The sequence below is a fragment of the Candidatus Desulforudis audaxviator MP104C genome, assembly GCF_000018425.1.
Taxonomy (GTDB): Bacteria; Bacillota; Desulfotomaculia; order Desulfotomaculales; family Desulforudaceae; genus Desulforudis; species Desulforudis audaxviator.
Window position 1 is genome coordinate 1,622,239 of the sequence record NC_010424.1, and the last position, 17,644, is coordinate 1,639,882.

Consider the following 17,644-nt stretch of genomic DNA (forward strand, 5'->3'; position numbering starts at 1 on the left):
TCCCGGCCCCGCCGCAGGGACCGCGGTCCCGGCCCGTTCCCCGACCCTTGCCGCGCGGACCTGTCCCGTCTCCTTTAGGCATCGTATCCACCTCCTTAGTGCCCTGCTTATGCTCATATGCCCATTACTATTTTAATCAACATTATGGGCACATGTCAATAACTAGCTTAAGGCGAAATTCGGGAAAGAAGTGGTGATCGGAACACACCCCTGGTAAACACAATTCGGCTTGGTCTCGAGCCAGCCGTAACGCCGCGCCGCTTCAGACGCACCGTGCCGGATGTGCCCACAAGAAAAAACCCCCGCCGGTTTCCCGCCGGCGGGGGTTTTTGTGTTGCGCCGTCGCTATGATTATCGAACGATGTTGGCGACGAACGGAACGATGAGCAGGGCCACGATGGATAGGAATTTGCTTTTGTTGGAGAGAGCATAACAATAGCCAATGGATAGGAAATGATGGATCAAACTACATTGGCACGCGATGTTTACAGAATCTTTCTTCCGTCTTTTTGATTGCTATCTCCTGATTCCTTTATTGAATCCTTCCACTTCTCTTCTGAATTCTGGATTCTGAATTCTGGCCTCTGTTCAATAGATCATTTCGCCGTGGACAAAGGCTCTGGTCCGCTCGTCCTTGGGGGCTCGGAACATTTCCGCCGCCGGTCCCTCTTCCACCACCCGCCCCTCATAGAGGAAGATCACCTGGTCCGCCAGGCGCTTCGCCTGGAACACGTTGTGCGTAACCAGGATCACCGCTGTGCCGTTTCGGCCGCTGGCCTCCCGGATCAGCTTCTCCAGGAGCGCCACGTTGTTTGGATCCAGGTTCGTAGTGGGTTCGTCCAGCAGCAGCACGTCCGGTTCCAGCACCAGCGCCCGGGCCAGGGCCACGCGCTGGGCCTCCCCGCCGGACAGGGTAAGCGCCCGCGCCCGGCGCAGCGGCTCAAGTCCCATCCACCGCAAGGCGTCAACCACCCTGCCGCTCACGTCCGGCCCGCGCATGCCCCGCACCCGCAGGCCGTAAGCCACGTTGTCGAACACCGTTCCATCGAAGAGCACCGGTTTTTGAAACACCATGGCCATCCGGCGCTGCAACTGCAACCGCGGACGGTAGGCGTGTACATCCTGTCCGCGGTAGAAAATCCGGCCGGTCGTCGGCTGCTCCAGCAAGTTCAGCAGCCGCAGCATCGTGCTTTTCCCGGCGCCGCTCGGCCCCATCACGCCGTGAATCCGGCCCGCGGCAAAGGACAGCCGCTCCACGCGCAATACCTCACGCGGCCCGTAATTCTTGCTGATGTTGTCCATCATCAGCACCACGTCGCTCAATTCCTGGGCACCCCCTGCAGGCGGTAGAGCGCCGTGTTGATTATGAAGGCCAGAAACAGCAGCACCATTCCCAGGCCGATGGCTATTTCAAAGTTACCCCGCCTGGTTTCCAGCACGATGGCGGTGGTCATCACTCGGGTCTTGCCCTCGATATTCCCGCCGACCATCATCACCGCGCCCACCTCGGCCATCACCCGTCCGGTGCCGGCCACCACCGCGCCGATGATCGCCACCCGCGCTTCCCGCACGACCGTGAGCGCCACCTGCCAGGCACCCGCCCCGAGCGAGACGGCCGTGTCCCTGATTTCCCGGTCTTTGGCGCGCACGGCGACCATGGTCAGGCCAGCGATGATGGGCAGCGCCAGGATGGTCTGGGCGATGATCATGGCCGTAGGGGTGTAAAGCAGGCTCAGAACACCGAAGGGTCCCCGCGCGGAAAGCAACAGGTAAACCAAGAGCCCGACCAGGACCGGCGGCAGGCCCATGAAAGTGTAGAGAAAAAGCGCGGGCAAGCGCACGCGCCGGGCAGGCTGCATACCCAGCCAGGTGCCGAGCGGAATGCCCATCAGGGCGGCGAGACTCACGGCCACTCCCGACACCTGGAGTGAAAGCCAGATGATCTGCATGAGCTTGGGGTCGCGGGCCACCACCAGCCCGAAAGCCTGTGCGATTCCATCCCAGATAGTCCCACTTCCCTTCCCGGTTCCAGTCGCGTTCCGCCCGGACGGAGACCGGCCGATCCGGAGCGCGGTGGGACCGGCTCCCGGCCCGGACCGGAGTGCCCTAGGAGGCGTTGGGCACGAACAGCTGTTCGCCGTTCTTCTTAAAGCCGGCGATCAGATCCTGACCTTCATCCGAGATAAAAAACTCGATGAGCTTCATCGCCCCTTCGTGGTCCACATGCGGGTGGTTGGCCGGGTTCACGGCCATCACCCCGTACTGGTTGAACAGCGCCGGGTCACCCTCCAACACGACTTTCAGGTCCAGGCCTTCCTTCAAGGACACCCAGGTGCCGCGGTCAGCGAGTGTGTAGCCCTTCAGTTCGCTCGCCATCCTCAAGGTGTCGCCCATACCCTGACCGACCGAGTAGTACCAGCCGCCCCGGGGCTCAAGCCCGATCCCCTGCCAAATCTTCCGTTCGGTTTTGTGGGTCCCCGAATCGTCACCGCGGGAAACGAACGCCGCTTCGGTTTCCGCGATCTTGCGGAAGGCCGCCTTGACGTCCCGGCCGCCCGCGATGCCTGCCGGGTCGTCCGGCGGCCCGACGATCACGAAGTCGTTGTACATGACATCGTGGCGGTCGACGAAATGCCCTTCCGCCACCAGGGCCAACTCCTGCTCCTTGGCGTGGACCAGGAGCACGTCGCAGTCGCCGCGTTTGCCGGTCTCCAGCGCGGCGCCGGTACCCACCGAGATCACGGACACCTTGTAGTTGTGCTTTTCCTCAAAAACCGGCAGTACTGCCTCCAGAAGGCCAGAGTCATAGGTGCTGGTGGTGGTGGCAAGTTTAAGTTCCTTTGGCGGTTCTTTCGGCGTTTCCGCGCTCTGGTGTCCGCCGCCCCCGCACCCGGCAACCAGGCTGGCCGTCAAGAATACCGCTACCGCGAGAAACGCTGGTCTTTTCACCAGTGTCAAGTCAATTTCCCCTCCTGAACAGGGGCTCGGAGCACCCGGATCGGGTTTTCCACAACGAAAAACCGGGCCGCGCGGAAAGAGCCGGGCCCGGTCATCCCAACCGGAAACCGCCCTTCTCCTTTCCGCAATGGGAGGCGTGCCCGTTTCCGGGCACACCCTGTCGGTTCGCCGGCCTTAGCCCCATGGGCCTTAGGCCGTGAACTCGGAGAAAGCTGGTCTATCAGGTTATTGATTCGCTTGTGCCGGCCGGATTCCTGCCAACCGTTTTTCTAAAAATCCCTGCCGGTTCAGGCTTTTCCCGGGTATCCCCAACACCTGCTTTACCACCTCCCCCTTTTTCAGCTAGTTGACTGGCCAGCAGCGTCGCAGGAGCCACAGCCGGGGTACCCGCGTTAGCGGGTCGGCTGCTCACCGTCTCCTTTTCCCCGTTACCGTGAGCCTTCTCGCGCAGCGCTTTCACCCGGGCCTCGGCCAGCGCCTGCAGTCTTCGGGGATCTTCCCCGGTCAGGACGGACAACGCCTCGTCCACCGTTTCCACCGGAAAGATGGCGAACTGCCCGGCACGCACGGCCTCGATCACCTCTTCCTTGAGCATGAGATTCTGGACGTTGGACCGGGGGATAACCACTCCCTGCCGGCCGGTCAGTCCACGGGCCCGGCAGAGGTCGAAGAAGCCCTCCACTTTTTCGTTGACCCCGCCGATGGCTTGCACCCGCCCCTTCTGGTTCATCGAACCGGTCACGGCAATCCCCTGGCGGACCGGCACGCCGGTGAGGGCGGACACAATCGCCGCCAACTCGGCCACCGAGGCGCTGTCCCCGTCCACTCCCGAGTAGGATTGCTCGAAGACCAGGCGCGCCGCCAGGGTCAAAGGCTCGTCCCGTCCGAAGCGCTCGGCAAGGAAGCCGCCCAGGATCAAAACTCCTTTGGTGTGCAGCGGACCGCCCAGCCTGGATTCCCGTTCAATGTCGACCACGCCGCTCCGGCCCGCCGCCACGCTGGCCGTGACCCGGACCGGCCGGCCGAAAGAAATGTCCCCGAGGTCGGCCACGGTCAGGGCGTTCACCTGGCCGGTCTCCGCACCGTCCGTTTCAACCAGCAGGAGCCCGCGGTCCAGCCACTCGGCCAGCTTCTCTTGCACCAGGTTCACCCGGTGGAGCCGTTCGTCGACCGCCTTCTGGATATGCGCGCTTAAGATATACTCCGCCCCTTCGGAGAGCGCATAATAGTTCGCCTCCCGCACCACGTCGGCGATGTCGGCGAACCGGGCCGACAGCATCTCCTGGTTCTCCGCCATGCGTGAGCCGTATTCCACCAGGCGGGCGATACCCGAAACATCGATATGCAAAAGGCCCTCTTTCCGGCACAGGGTGGCGAAGAAGGCGGCGTACTTGCGCACGTTTTCCGGGTTCCGCGGCATGACGCTGTCAAACTCGGCTTTGACCTTGAACAATTCCTGAAACTCTGGATCCAGGAGGTAAAACAGCCGGTACAGTTCCGGGCTCCCCAGAAGCACCACCTTGGCGCGGAAGGGGATGGGTTCCGGCTGCAAGCTTTTTGCCGAGAGGATTCCGTGACGGTCCCCGAAGTCTTCGATCGCGATCTTTTTGTTGCGCATCGCCCGCTTTAAGACCGACCACGAAAAGGGGTTTTTGAGCAACTCGTCCACCGGAATGACCAGATAGCCGCCGTTTGCGTTATGCAGCGACCCGGCGCGGATCATAGTGAAGTCCGTCACCAACGCCCCGAACTGGGCTTCCCGGTCGATACGGCCCACCAGGTTGGGAACGCTCGGGTTGACCTCCATCACCACCGGAGCGCCTTTGCGCCCGGAGTTGTCCACCAGCACGTTGACCTCGTACTTGCGCACGGGATCGGTGCGGGAGGGGCTTCCCTTCTGCTCACGCGGCTCAGCGTCAAAGCCGGCCTCCTTGAAAAGCCCGTAGTTTTTCAGCAAGTCATCCCGGACCTCGTCCAGATACTCCCGGACTTCGGACAGTGCCCCGTATTTATCCTGCAGCGGGGCGACCAGGGGCACCACCACGAATTCCGCCACTTCCCGGTCCAGTTTTTCCAGGGCTTCCCGGGCTTCCCGTTCGACCCCGCCCAACTGGCGCATGGCATCCTGGATAACCCCCTGCAGCTGGTCTTTTCTGCGGGCGAAGCCTTCGCGGACCTCCGCCGGCAGACTCATGAACTCTTCCTCTTTAACCATTCGGCCTTCGACCAGGGGGGTGATCATAAAACCCACCGGAGTGACCTGCAACGCAAAACCCTTTTCGTGCACCGCTTTCCCCAGGGCGTTTAAAAGTTCGTTCCGGCGGGCGGCGAATACTTCCAACTGCTCCGTGCGGCGGCGCCCGTACTCCTCACTGTTGAAGGCCCGGCGGATGTCCCGCTGGACCAGGGAGATGATCTGGTGCAAGTCCTCCTGCAGTTCCGCCCCCCTGCCGGTGGGAAGCTCCAGGGCCCGGGGGCGCTGGGGTTGCCGGAAGTTGTGGACGTAGCACCAGTCCGAAGGGACCGGCTGCCCGGCGGCCAACTCCTCAATAAAGTTTTCCACCGCGGTGATTTTGCCGGTGCCGGGAGGTCCGGCCACAAAAACGTTGAAACCCTGCTCCTTGATCCCCAGACCGAAGTGCAGGGCTCTGACCGCCCGTTCCTGACCGATAATTCCTTCCAGTGACGGTAACTCGTCGGTGTGAGCGAAACCAAGGGTCTCCGGTTCACAGACTCTGCGCACCTGCTCGGCCGTGGCTTTGGTAACCAGACCGCGACACCCCTTCCGTCCGGAACCTAAATTAGTATGTTTATTCAATGCCCTTGGAGAATATTCCTGCTGTTTCGAGGAAGCGCACTCTACCGGCGGCGGGCGAGGGCTTCCGCCCGCTTCACGCGCACAAACCGCCGCAGGGCCTTCTCCGCCTCCACCGCCGCGATCACGGTGGTGGCCACCAGGGCGAGTACCACCCAGTCCTGGGCATTCAGGGGGGCGGTGCGGAAGACAAACTGGAAAGCGGGCACGTAGATGATCATAATCTGGGCGATGACGGACGCTATCACGCTGAAGAACAGGAAGGGATTCGACAACAACCGCATCCGGAACACCGATTCGACCTCGGAGCGCACGTTGAACACGTTAAAAAGCTGGAAGAGCACGATGGTGGTCAGGGCCACCGTGCGGGCGTGATCCAGGCTGTACCCCTGATTCAGGGCCCAGAGGAAGGTGTAGAGGGTGCCTACCGCAATCACCGCCCCGATGATCACCAGCCGCTCGGCCATGAGCCGGGAAATCACCGGCTCGGTGCGCCGGCGCGGCGGCTGGTTTATAATCCCCTTCTCCCCCGGCTCAAAAGCGAGAGCCACGTCCTGAAGCCCGTTGGAAACCAGGTTCAGCCACAGGATCTGGGCGGGCAGAAGCGGCAGCGGCATCAACAGCACCAGGGCAGTGGGGATCAGGATAATCTGCGCCAGGCCGGTGGATAGCAAGAAAAGCGTGACCTTGCGGATGTTTTCAAAGACAACCCGCCCCTCGCGCACCGCGGCGAAGATGCTGGCGAAGTTATCGTCGGTAACGATCATGTCGGACGTTTCCTTGGCCGCGTCCGTGCCCGTCTTCCCCATCGCCACGCCGATGTGGGCCGCTTTCAGAGCCGGGGAGTCGTTCACCCCGTCCCCGGTCACGGCCACCACCTCGCCCCGCTTGATCAACTGCTGCACGATGCGCAGTTTTTGCAGGGGCGCCACCCGGGCAAAGACATTCACGTACCGTACCTTGTGGTACAGTTCTTCGTCCGGCATGTCCTCGAGTTCCAGGCCGGTGAGCACCGGCACGTTTTCACCCCGGACCATTCCCAGCCGGCGGGCGACGGCCACCGCGGTGACCTGGTGGTCACCGGTCACCATGATCACCCGCACCCCGGCCTGTTTGGCCTGGCTGATCGCCTGGAACGCCTCCTCGCGGGGCGGGTCCAGCATTCCCTGGAGCCCGATCAGGGTGAGTCCTTCCTCCACCGAGGCCGGCCACAGCGTCTCAACCGCCGCCGACTCCTTCCGGTAGGCAAAAGCCAGCACCCGCAACCCATCCCCAGCTAGGGCCCGGTACTGTTCCAGGATCGCCCCCCGGTCCTCCAGAGGCGCTTCTTCCCCCGTGGGGCCGGTGACCACGTGCGTGCACATCTCGAGGACCCGGTCGGGAGCCCCCTTTACGAATATGAACTTCCCCTCCCCGCGTGGGTGCCGGCAAAGTGAAGCCATGTACATCAGGTCCGATTCAAAAGGAATTTGGTCGACCACCGCAAAGGCCCGCGTCTCCTGGTCCGGGTCCATCCCGGCTTTGCGCGCCGCCACGATCAGGGAGACCTCGGTGGGGTCCCCTTGGGGATACCACCCCCGTTCCTTTTCAAAGCCAAGTCTGGATTCGTTCGCTAAAAGCCCCGCCCGCAGGCACAGTCTCAGGGCCGGGTGGTCTTTCAGCCGCACCGGTTCTCCGTTCGGACCGGTGATCCAGCCCTTCGGTTCGAAACCGATGCCGCTCACCTGATAAGTAACCCCGCCGACAAAAATTACCTGCACGGTCATCTCATTCTTGGTCAGAGTCCCGGTTTTATCCGAGGCGATGACCGAGGTCGATCCGAGGGTCTCCACGGCCGGCAGACGTCGGACGATGGCGTTCCGACCGGCCATCCGCTTCACCCCGATGGCCAACGTGATGGTCACCACCACTGGAAGACCCTCGGGAATGACGCCTACGGCCAGGGCAATACCGGTAAGCAGCATCTCGGGCACGGACCGGCCCAGGGCCAGACCCAACAGTACGGCCGACCCGGAAACGGCCAGGATGCCGTATCCTAGCCAGCGGCTGAAACGCCCGAGCTGCACCTGGAGAGGCGTGGGCGCCGGTTTCACCCGCCGCACCTGCTCGGAGATTTTACCGAGTTCGGTGGCCCGGCCGGTGCCGGTGACCAACCCCTTGCCCCTTCCGGACAGCACCAGGGTGCCCATGAAGGCCATGTTTTTCAGGTCCCCCAGGGCAAGGCGCTCCGCCGCCAGCGGCCGAACGTCTTTGCTTGCGCCCAGGGATTCCCCCGTCAGAGCCGATTCGTCGATCTCCAGCCGGTTGACCTCGATCAGCCGGAGGTCGGCCGGAACTCGGGCTCCCGAGGCAAGGAGCACAATGTCCCCCGGCACGAGGTGGGCGCCGTCCACCTCCACCTCCCGGCCGCCGCGGATCACCCGGGCTCGGGGCGCGGCCAGCGCCGCCAGGGACCTGATGGCCTGCTCGGCCCTGAGCTCCTGGGTGAAACCGATGACCGCATTCACAATCACCACGGCCAGGATGACCCACATGTCGATGAAATGGCGGATCAGGGCGGTAAAGGCGGCGGCGATCAGCAGGATGTAGATGAGGGGATCGGTGAACTGGTGCAGGAGGACCTGAAGCGGTTTGAACCGCTCCTCGGCTTCCAGGGTGTTCGGGCCGATCGTACGCAGGCGTTCAGCCGCTTCTTTTTCGGAAAGGCCCTCGGAGCCGGAATTTAACTCCTTGAAAACTTCTTCCTGATCCAGACGGTGATACAGTCGAACTTCCCCCTCGCGCCCACGGTCCTTTTTTAGCGTATCTGGGCGGTACCAAAATATACGTCAATATACGTCGGCGCAAAAACGGTTCTCACGCCCGGCGGGAGTTAATAGCTTTTCCATAGGGAATATCCGGTGCATACCAGGGCTGTCTCCAGCCTGGGAGAAGAGGCCCGTGTGGATTTCAGCTTCCGGACCCTGGAGATGGGTGACCGCATGTGGGTGGCCGTCGACCTGGAGGGCGAGCACAACGTCACGGTCTACCGGGGCAGCGAAGTGGTCCGTGTTTTCAAGGCTTCCGGGGGCAAAGTCACCACGCCACCCCCTTGGGGACGTTTTTTCTCTATAACCGCGGTTACGCGTTTTGGAGCCAGCGCCTGCAGGAAGGTGCCTACTACTGGGTGCAGTTCGCCGGGCCGTACCTGGTGCACTCGGTCCCCTTCGATGCCTCCGGAAAATTGAAGCAGGAGTCGAAAAACTGGGGCAGCCGGTCAGCCACGGTTGCGTCCGCTTGAGCCTGGCCGACGCGAAGTGGTTTTTCCACCACGTGCCCAACGGGACGATGATTGTCATCTACAACTGCACCGCGCCTGACTCTTGCGGCCCGGTGGATTCGGATATACACTAGTTAAGGAAATGGGGTCGGTCAGCATCACACGGGAAAACGGAGTGGTCGTGTCCCTGGAAGAAGTGAGCGTCTCGATCCGGGGGGTCCGGGTCCTCGACGGTATTGACCTGGAGGTGGCGGAGGGCGCGTTTGTGGCTGTAATCGGCCCCAACGGCGCCGGAAAGACCACCCTGGCCCGGGTGATCCTGGGTTTGGTGCGACCGGACTCCGGCCGGGTGCTGCTGTTCGGCAAACCGCCAAACGGCCCGCAGAACCGGAAGCACCTGGTGGGCTACCTGCCCCAGCGGCAGCAGTTCGATCCGGGTTTTCCCGTTTCGGCCCACGACGTGGTGATGATGGGCCGGGTGGGTTGTATCGGCCTTTTCCGCTTCCCTTCCCGGGCCGACAAGGACGCGGCCACCGAAACCCTGCGCCGGATCGGCTTCCGGGACACCCTGATCGGCAAGCCCATCGGCGAGCTGTCCGGCGGCCAGCAGCAGCTCGCCTTTCTGGGCCGGGCGTTGTGCAGCCACACCCGGCTTTTGATTCTCGACGAACCGACCAACGGCCTGGACCTGGTGGCCCAGCGCACTTTCTACCGGGTGGTCCGGGAGTTGCAGCGAAACTTCGGGCTGACCATCCTGGTCGTCTCCCACGACATCACCAGCGTGGCCGGCTGTGCGGACGAGATGATCTGTTTGAAAGGCTCCGTGCACGCCCGGGGCACCGCCCGGGAAGTGCTGGCGAGCCCTGGGCTGGCTGAGGCTTACGGCGCCCAACCCCTTGGATTTCCGGCGCGGGGGGACTGAGATGGATTTCCTGGCGTATGAATTCATGCAGCGGGCGTTTCTAGCCGGGATTCTAGCCGGCCTGCTCTGTTCCTTCGTATCCCTGTTTGTCGTCTTGCAGCGGATGTCCTTCGTGGGCGTGGGGGTCTCGCACTCGGCGCTCGGGGGGATCGCCATCGGGGTGTTCCTGGGAGTGAACCCCGTGTTCTCAGCCGCGGTCTTTTGCACCGTGGTCGCCTGGGCCATCGGCCTGGTGAGCAAGGAAGGGCGGTTGCACGCCGACACCGTGATCGGGGTGTTCTTCAGCGCCAGCATGGCCTTCGGCATCGCGCTGATCAGTCTGGCTCCGGGCTATCAGCCCGAACTCTTCGGTTTTCTCTTCGGTAACATCCTGGCGGTCACCCCCGCGGACATCGTCCTGCTCACCGCGAGTGGGGCGGTGATCGTGCTGTTTTTAACCTTCTTTTTCAAGGAACTTTTGTTTATGTGCTTTGATGAAGAGTCGGCCCGGGCCGCCGGCATCCCGGTGACCTTTCTGTACTACGCCCTTTTGACCGTCATCGCCGTAACCGTGGTGGTAAGCGTAAAGATCCTGGGAATTGTCCTAGCCTCGGCCCTGCTGGTCATTCCGGCGGTCACCGGCTACGAGTTTTCCCGGAACTTCAGGGGAATGCTGGCGGTTTCGGTCGGCAGCGGTGTTTTCTCCGCCCTGGCCGGGCTGTGGCTTTCCTACGTGTTGAACCTGCCCTCGGGCGCCACGATCGTGCTGTGTGCCACCGCCCTCTTTTTACTCGCCTTCATTCTGTCCCCCCGGCGCGGGCGGATTCAGTACCTGCGCAAAAAGATCCGGCCTTCCACTTGACCCGTGCGTTCAGTGCAGGCGGGCGGCTTCCTCCGTCCGCCGCCGGGGATAACGGCCCCGCGGGGTGTAGGTGGTGTGCAAAAGCTCCTTGGCCTTGTCGCTCAGCGGGTGACCCAGGTACTCCTCGTAGAGCTTGCGCACCGCCGGGTTTTCGTGGGCCCGGCGCAACTCGCGCTTGAGGTCGATACTGTAGAGTGCCTCGGCCCGTTTGCGCCGGTACTCCTGGGCCAGTTCGCGGCGGCCGGCACCGAGGATGGGCTGTCCCCCGCCCCCGATGCAGCCTCCCGGGCAGCCCATGATCTCTAGGAAGTGGTACTCGGCCCCGGCCTTGATCTGCTCCAGCAAGCGCCGGGCATTGCGGGTGCCGTGCGCCACCGCCAGTTTCAGGGTCCGGCCCCGCAGGTGCACCTCGGCCAGGCGCACACCGTTCAAGCCGCGCACCGCCTTGAAATCCACCCGGGCCATTTCTTCCCCCTCGGTCAGGGCATAAGCGGTGCGGATGGCCGCTTCCATCACCCCCCCGGTGGCCGCGAAAATCACCCCGGCCCCGGTGGCAATGCCGAGCGGCCGGTCGAACTCGCCGTCTTCCAGGGTTTCCAGGTCGATTCCGGCCTGGCGGATCATCCGGGCCACCTCGCGGGTGGTGAGCACGAAATCCACGTCGCGCCGCCCTTCCCGGGAAACCAGTTCCGGGCGAGCGGCCTCGAACTTCTTGGCCGTACAGGGCATGACGGCCACGGTTACCAGGCGGGCCGGGTCGAGGCCCTCCTTCTCGGCGTAGTAACTCTTGACCAGGGCCCCCAGCATCTCCTGGGGCGACTTGCAGGTGGACAGGTTATCCAGAAACTCCGGGTAGTAGTGCTCGCAAAACTTAACCCATCCCGGACTGCAGGAGGAGATCAGGGGCAAATCCCCCTTCCCTTCCAGCCGTTCCAGGAGTTCGTGGGCTTCCTCCATGATGGTGAGGTCGGCCGCGAACTCGGTGGAGAACACGGTGTCAAAGCCGATACGGCGGAGGGCCGAGACCATCTTGCCGGTGACCACCGTACCGACCGGCATTCCGAATTCCTCGCCCAGCGTCACCTGGATGGCGGGCGCCGTCTGCACCACCACCTGCCGGTCGGGGTCGTCGATCGCTTTCCAGACTTCGTGGATGTATTCCCGCTCGGTGAGCGCCCCGGTCGGGCAACTCATCAGGCACTGTCCGCAACTGATGCAGGCGGCCTCGACGCTGTTGTCCCCGAAGGCCGGACCGATCACCGTGTCGAATCCGCGACCGGCCGCGCCCAGTGCGTCCACGCCCTGGATCTTGCGGCAGACCTCAACACAGCGGCGGCACTTGATACACTTCTCGGGATCGCGGACCATAAACGGGTTTTCCTCGAGCAGTTGGCGGCGGCGTCGGCGGTTCGGCAGCCGGAGGCGGTTCAACCCCACCCGGGCCGCCACCGCCCGCAGTTCGCAGGTTTCAGCCCGGGGGCAGACGGGGCAGTCGGCATGGTGCTCGGTCAGCAGTAGTTCAACCACCCGGCGGCGGGTCCGCCGCACCCGCGACGTGTTGGTCCGGACCACCATTCCCTCGCGCACCGGCGTAACACACGCCGCCGGCAGGGTTCGAGCCCCCTCGACCTCGACCAGGCAGACCCGGCAGCAGCCAGGCTCACTCACGCCCTTCAGGTAGCAGAGGGTCGGGATGTCAATCCCGTGCTCACGGGCGGTGTCCACCAGGTTGGCGCCTTCCGGAGCGGTCACTTCCCGGCCGTCGATGATGAGTTTCACCTTGTGCCCGCTCGCTTGCGCCTCTTTGTCCGTTACGCGTTTTATTCCGGTTTCCGTCGTCGTTGTCTCCTGCTGCACCGCGCACCTCCGTCAACACGCTGGGTAATGATGGCTATCAGTTCATATTCTTTACGGGCAGCCGAGTTTAATACCGCCACCAAGCTGCGGAAACGTGGGTCGCGCACCGCGTCAATTACCTGCTGAAAGTCGGGGAATATGCTAGACTTAGAGCAGCGGCTCGGCCGTGTTTAAAAGTCAAAGAAGGTAAAAAGGGGCCTGGCCCCTTTTTAAGGAGCGGTCGCCCCCAACGCCGGGATGATCAAATAACAGCCGCCGGATTGCAAGGCATCAAGAGTAGACGGACGAAAAGGGCGCGGTTCATTCATCTGCATCGCTCATTTCTGTTGTGCTTCGCCCAACGGGCAGCCCCGGCACGGATCGCGTTCGCCGCTTTCCGCAAATTGGGTGAAACGCTCGAGGAATCGGACCTTTTCGTCTTGACAGGAACGGACGAACTCCACCATCTTCAGCAGACGCTCGCGGGCTTCCGGGGACAGGTAGTGCTCCACCCGGCAGGCATCCTGCTCGGCCACCGCGGGATCGAGCCCCAGAATCTCGCTGAAGAAAGCGAACAGCATCTGGTGTCGGGCGTAAATCTCCGCAGCCACGGTCTGACCTTTCTCGGTCAGCTCGATGTGCCCGTACTTTTCCTGCTCAACCAGGCCTTTTTCGGACAGTATTCGGACGGCAGCGACCACGGAAGGCATGGTCACCCCCAGTGCCTGGGCCACGTCTTTCACCCGGACCACTTTCTGCCCCAGCCCGATCACGTACAGGGTCTCCAGATAATCCTCCACCGATTGGGAGTACCCGGTCATGGTGTGAGCCTCCCGGCAGCTTTTAGATCAGTATAACCCAATACTTCCCCGCCGTAAATCAGTCCGTCTTAGTTGTTTTGCTCATACCAACTCCTCCCTTGTTCATGGTGAGGTCATTTTAAAAGAAAGCTGTAAACCGGTCTTAACAAGTCTATAAAGACAAGTGAACGAAAGGTTTGTTAACAGCGCCTCCGACGGCCCAGTCCGCAACAAAAGAGGGGTTGCTTGGAGCAACCCCCTGATACCAAACCTCAGTCTCGCACATTGCCGGACTTTTTATTCTGCCCTGTCCCGGAAAGTGCGGGTTTTTTCCTTTTCCCCGCAACTCCGGCAGGCCCGGCAGTGCACGCAGCCGGTCTCGACCAACACCAGGCAACAGCGCGGGCAGCGCCACTGGCCGGCATCCGCCGGGTAACCGCAACGGGGGCAAGACTGTTTCTTTCGCTGAGTGTCCTTAGCCACGCGTTCCACCCCCATACGTGCTAGAAGTCCGCGCCCACCGACCCGGCGGCGGCCGCGGGGCGTTTCGCCCGATTGAAGAGCTTGCACATCCCTACAATCAACCCCCCGATGGCAGCGAAGGCCGCCACCACCAGGGCGGTGTTGGTCGTTCCGTCCCAAGTGAAAGCCCGGCCGAGTTGCATCACGGTGCCGCCGACCACAAAGGCGATCAGCCAGGTGCTGCCCCAGATCAGCGCCCCGTCCTTCCAGCTCCGCTCCTTGAAGATGATGAACACCGAGGCGATGCAGGGCACAAACAGGGTGATGGTGATCAGGGCTACCACGGTCTGCAACGCGTTCAGTTCCATACCCAAAAGGCCAGCCGCCCCGAAGTCGCGCCGCACAATCCCCATGATAAACGCCGTCGCCGCTTCCATGGGCAGGTTCAGCCAGCCCATGGTCACCGGGGCCAGGACGCGTTGAACTGCCGTCAGCGCCCCGGTCAGCTGCAGGGTACTGATCAGGACCGCGCCGAGGACGAATAGCGGGGTGGCCTCTTTCAGGAAGCCGAAGGTTTTGTTTACCGTTTTCTTCAGGACGTTGCCCAGCCGCGGCACCCGGAGCGGCGGCAGGTCGATCAGCAGGTGGGTCGAGGTGCCGGCGAATACGGTATTCAGCACCGTACCCACGACCACGAACACGGTCAGGATCACCAGCATGTACATCATCAGGTAGGCCGCGCCCAGTCCGGCCAGCATCCCGGCAATGACGGCCAGCTGGGCCGAACAGGGAATGGTCAGGCCCAGCAGGAAAATGGCGATCCGCCGCTCCCGGTCCGTGTTGAGCATCCGGGTGGTGATGGTGGCCATGGTCACGCAGCCGAAACCGAGGATGAACGGAATGACCGCCTTACCGTTCAACCCGATTCCGGTCAGAACCCGGTCCGCTAGGGTGGCGATCCGGGGCAGGTACCCGGAATCTTCAAACAGTGCCAGAAAGAAGTAGAACCCCATGATGAGCGGCAGCAGCAACCCAAGAATGTAGATGACGGTCATGGTTAGGACCCCGAATTCCCCGATCAGGATCACGCCCAAAACCGATTCCTCGCTGATGAACCGGCCGACCAGACCGCTGACCGCCGGTTCGTACAGCCCGCCCATGAGTTCGTCCTCGGTGAACCCCACCACGGTCTGGGCAATAAAAACGCCGATCACCTGGTACATCACGAACAGGGTAAGCAGCAGGATGGGGATGCCGGTCAGGGGTCGGAGCATCCAGTGACCAAGCGTGGCGCCGAATCTGCTTTTCCGGGCCGGAACACGCACTACGGCGGCCACCAGTGCGTTTACCCGCTCGCGGCGCAGACGGTAGATCTCTTCCCGGTCCTCGCCCGGTTCCACGCCGTGGCGTTCAGCCACCGCCGGATCGCCTTCCAGGATGAGCAGGGCATCCCCCTGCTCCCCGACCCGGTTCTGCATTTCCAGCAGTCTTTCCGCCAGCCCGGGAGTGAGATTCCCACGTGCGGCCCGGGACACGGCAGCCTTCACCTCTTCGAAACCCTGCCGTTTCACCGCCACCGTGGGTATTACCGGTACCCCCAGCATTGCGCTTAACATTTCAACGTCGGTTTCAATCCCTTGGGCGGCGGCCTCGTCGACCATATTCAACGCGACCACCACCGGCACACCGGTATCGATAATCTGCTGGGTCAGGAAAAGGTCCCGCTCAAGGTGCACGGCGTTGACCACGTTGATCACCACGTCGGCGGCCAGAATAATGTCTCGGGCGATCCGTTCCTCATCGTTGAACGAAGAGATTCCGTACACCCCCGGGGTGTCGATCAGGACGTCATCGCCGAGCCGGCTGTGAGAGATTTCAAGCGTGGTGCCCGGATAATTGGAGACGTCGACATAAAGGCCGGTCAGCGCGTTGAAAAACACCGACTTGCCTGTGTTGGGGTTGCCGGCGAGTACTACTTTCCGGACGTCCCGGGGGATCTGGATTTCCAGATCCAGGTTGTGGTGATGCTTCATTTCTTGCCATACTACCCCTTATTTCCAGTTTTGTTGCCTTGAACACGAAAGCCGGGCCCTTGCCCGGCTGTTCATCCACCGCGGTCCGCCTAGCGGTTAAGATCGACAGCTATCTGCCGGGCCAGACCCCGCCCCAGCGCAATTTCTTGCCTGTTCTTGCTGATAATGATCGGACCGGACGGCACCACTTCCTCGCAGAACACTGTTTCGCCCTCGGCGATTCCGAAGCGGATCGCTTGCGCCCTGACCAGCGCGTCGGGAATACTTATGATCGTCATGGACTGCCCTCTCTTAACCCGGTCCAGTGTCATCATCCATCAGCCCCAGCAAAATTTAAACTAAATAACACTATTAGCCCTAGCTAACTAAATTAAAATCCCCTAGGCCTGGTTTGTCAAGTACTTTTCGGCGAATTCTTTTGAGTATGGGGAACGCCGGAACCTACGGATTTCCGGCCCATCAACAGGGCGGCAGCCACGGCGGTCAGGGGCACACATAAGATCAGCCCGATGCTGCCGGCCAGGGCCCGCACCACCTCGGTAGCGATCATGTCGAGATTGATAATCTTCAGGAACGGTGTATCGTAGGCGAGAAACACCAGGAGCAGCGGGATGGCCGCGCCGGTGTACGCGAGAATCAGTGTGTTGGCCATGGTCCCCATTACATCCCGGCCCACATTCATGCCGGCGGAAAACAGGCCTCGCGGCCGTATGGCCGGGTTGGCCTTCTTGACTTCTTCCATCGCGGAGGCCACAGACATCCCCACGTCCATTACCGCCCCCATGGCCCCGATGATGATCCCGGCAAATAGTATGCCCCGGAAATCGAACTGGATTTCCTGTGGGACATACAGCAACGCTATGGCCTCGTCGCTGGCAAATCCGCTCAACTGCGCCGCCGAACCGACCAGAAAGGCCATCATCCCGGCCACCATCACCCCGCCGGTCGTGCCGATAGTCGCGGCTAGCGTCTTAACACCGAGACCCCCGACCAGGGCGAACGTCAAGGCCACCACCGCCGCTGAAACCAGCACCGCCAAAACAATGGGGTTATAGCCCTTCAACAGCAGCGGCAGCAGAACCCAACCGACAGCCAGACCGGTGATCAGCAGGGTGACGACCGCCTTCACGCCCTTTAGGCCGCCGATCACCACCAGGGCCAGGACAAAGCCGCCGATCAAGTAGACAAGATACTGATCCCGGGCATAGTCGGCCAGGTGGGCGTTGATCAACTCCCCGTTAACCACCTCGGCCGAGACCAGCACTCTGTCCCCGGGCTGCACGTGGAGATCGTAGGCAGGGTTTCCGGTGTGATTGTCCACGACTGTAACGTGCCGGCCTTTATATGGTCCGGCGGTGACTTCGACAGTGAGCAACTGCTGCTCCAGCACAAAACCGGGCGCCAATGCATTCTCGGTTTCGACTTTCTCCACGGTCAACACCCGGGCCCGGAAAAACTCCTCCCTCGCGCGTTCTCCAACGCTTGCTTCCCCGTTGGTGACCCAAAAACCCATTGCAATGAGGATAAGTGTTGCGCCCAAGACCGCCGTCATCAGTGCCGTTCTGTAAGGCAAAATCTGCTCCTCCCCGCCGGGTGAAATTCAGATATAATACCTGATTAAACGACATCGGCTTGTTTCCCTGCTTTTCACAACGAAAACGGCGCCCGTAAAGAGGCGCCCGTTTGCCGGATAGATAGCCGTAGGTGATTGGCTTTGC

At 62.1% G+C, this 17,644-nt stretch carries 15 protein-coding genes, 1 pseudogene and 1 riboswitch; of the genes and pseudogenes, 4 read left to right on the forward strand and 12 right to left on the reverse strand.

Translation table 11 applies throughout. The annotated features are described in order from the left end of the window. Positions 1-588: 588 nt before the first annotated feature. From DAUD_RS07830 to DAUD_RS13245, 6 genes and pseudogenes are all read right to left on the reverse strand, one after another. Entirely contained in the window at positions 589-1,314 is a 726-nt protein-coding gene (locus DAUD_RS07830; RefSeq protein ID WP_242647916.1) for an ABC transporter ATP-binding protein, read from the reverse strand. A gap of 5 nt (positions 1,315-1,319) precedes the next feature. After that, on the reverse strand, positions 1,320-1,973 hold the full coding sequence (locus DAUD_RS07835; RefSeq protein WP_012302625.1) for an ABC transporter permease: 654 nt from the start codon (positions 1,971-1,973) through the stop codon (positions 1,320-1,322). Between the two features lie 133 nt (positions 1,974-2,106). Continuing rightward, positions 2,107-2,949 (reverse strand): ABC transporter substrate-binding protein, encoded by an 843-nt coding sequence (locus tag DAUD_RS07840; protein WP_166485242.1) that lies wholly within the window; start codon positions 2,947-2,949, stop codon positions 2,107-2,109. A 108-nt stretch (positions 2,950-3,057) separates the two neighbouring features. Then, a riboswitch (molybdenum cofactor riboswitch) is annotated at positions 3,058-3,178 on the reverse strand. Beyond that, positions 3,179-5,776, reverse strand: coding sequence for a Lon protease family protein (locus DAUD_RS07845; RefSeq protein ID WP_012302627.1), 2,598 nt, complete (start codon positions 5,774-5,776; stop codon positions 3,179-3,181). Positions 5,777-5,817: 41 nt separating this feature from the next. Continuing rightward, positions 5,818-8,289, reverse strand: a complete 2,472-nt coding sequence (locus DAUD_RS07850) for a cation-translocating P-type ATPase (RefSeq protein ID WP_200858700.1) — start codon at positions 8,287-8,289, stop codon at positions 5,818-5,820. Between the two features lie 108 nt (positions 8,290-8,397). Beyond that, positions 8,398-8,598: pseudogene (locus DAUD_RS13245) on the reverse strand (cation-transporting P-type ATPase); the annotation flags it as partial. Between the two features lie 75 nt (positions 8,599-8,673). Here DAUD_RS13245 and DAUD_RS12520 point away from each other — a divergent pair. From DAUD_RS12520 to DAUD_RS07865, 4 genes are read left to right on the forward strand one after another with little or no spacing between them, the layout of a single operon-like run. Beyond that, positions 8,674-9,000: a L,D-transpeptidase gene (locus DAUD_RS12520; RefSeq protein ID WP_166485156.1), complete on the forward strand. Its 327-nt coding sequence runs from the start codon at positions 8,674-8,676 to the stop codon at positions 8,998-9,000. Next, positions 8,903-9,166 carry a L,D-transpeptidase gene (locus DAUD_RS13135; protein WP_083756630.1) on the forward strand — a complete coding sequence of 88 codons (264 nt, stop codon included), beginning with the start codon at positions 8,903-8,905 and terminating at the stop codon, positions 9,164-9,166. Before DAUD_RS12520 ends, DAUD_RS13135 begins: the two co-directional genes overlap by 98 nt. Before the next feature lie 47 nt (positions 9,167-9,213). Continuing rightward, positions 9,214-9,954, forward strand: a complete 741-nt coding sequence (locus DAUD_RS07860; protein WP_166485158.1) for a metal ABC transporter ATP-binding protein — start codon at positions 9,214-9,216, stop codon at positions 9,952-9,954. A gap of 1 nt (position 9,955) precedes the next feature. Beyond that, positions 9,956-10,795: a metal ABC transporter permease gene (locus DAUD_RS07865; RefSeq protein WP_012302630.1), complete on the forward strand. Its 840-nt coding sequence runs from the start codon at positions 9,956-9,958 to the stop codon at positions 10,793-10,795. 9 nt (positions 10,796-10,804) lie between these two features. Here the strand turns inward: DAUD_RS07865 and DAUD_RS07870 are convergent, their stop codons facing one another. From DAUD_RS07870 to DAUD_RS07895, 6 genes are all read right to left on the reverse strand, one after another. Beyond that, positions 10,805-12,619: an NADH-dependent [FeFe] hydrogenase, group A6 gene (locus DAUD_RS07870; protein ID WP_049752662.1), complete on the reverse strand. Its 1,815-nt coding sequence runs from the start codon at positions 12,617-12,619 to the stop codon at positions 10,805-10,807. 350 nt (positions 12,620-12,969) lie between these two features. After that, positions 12,970-13,452: a metal-dependent transcriptional regulator gene (locus tag DAUD_RS07875; protein ID WP_012302632.1), complete on the reverse strand. Its 483-nt coding sequence runs from the start codon at positions 13,450-13,452 to the stop codon at positions 12,970-12,972. Positions 13,453-13,728: 276 nt separating this feature from the next. Next, positions 13,729-13,914, reverse strand: coding sequence for a hypothetical protein (locus DAUD_RS07880; RefSeq protein WP_166485159.1), 186 nt, complete (start codon positions 13,912-13,914; stop codon positions 13,729-13,731). Positions 13,915-13,934: 20 nt separating this feature from the next. Next, on the reverse strand, positions 13,935-15,926 hold the full coding sequence (gene feoB, locus DAUD_RS07885; RefSeq protein ID WP_012302633.1) for a ferrous iron transport protein B: 1,992 nt from the start codon (positions 15,924-15,926) through the stop codon (positions 13,935-13,937). 89 nt (positions 15,927-16,015) lie between these two features. After that, complete coding sequence (locus DAUD_RS07890) at positions 16,016-16,240, reverse strand: FeoA family protein (protein WP_012302634.1); 225 nt, start codon at positions 16,238-16,240, stop codon at positions 16,016-16,018. 80 nt (positions 16,241-16,320) lie between these two features. Continuing rightward, positions 16,321-17,499, reverse strand: coding sequence for a YibE/F family protein (locus DAUD_RS07895; protein ID WP_012302635.1), 1,179 nt, complete (start codon positions 17,497-17,499; stop codon positions 16,321-16,323). Between the last annotated feature and the right edge of the window lie 145 nt (positions 17,500-17,644).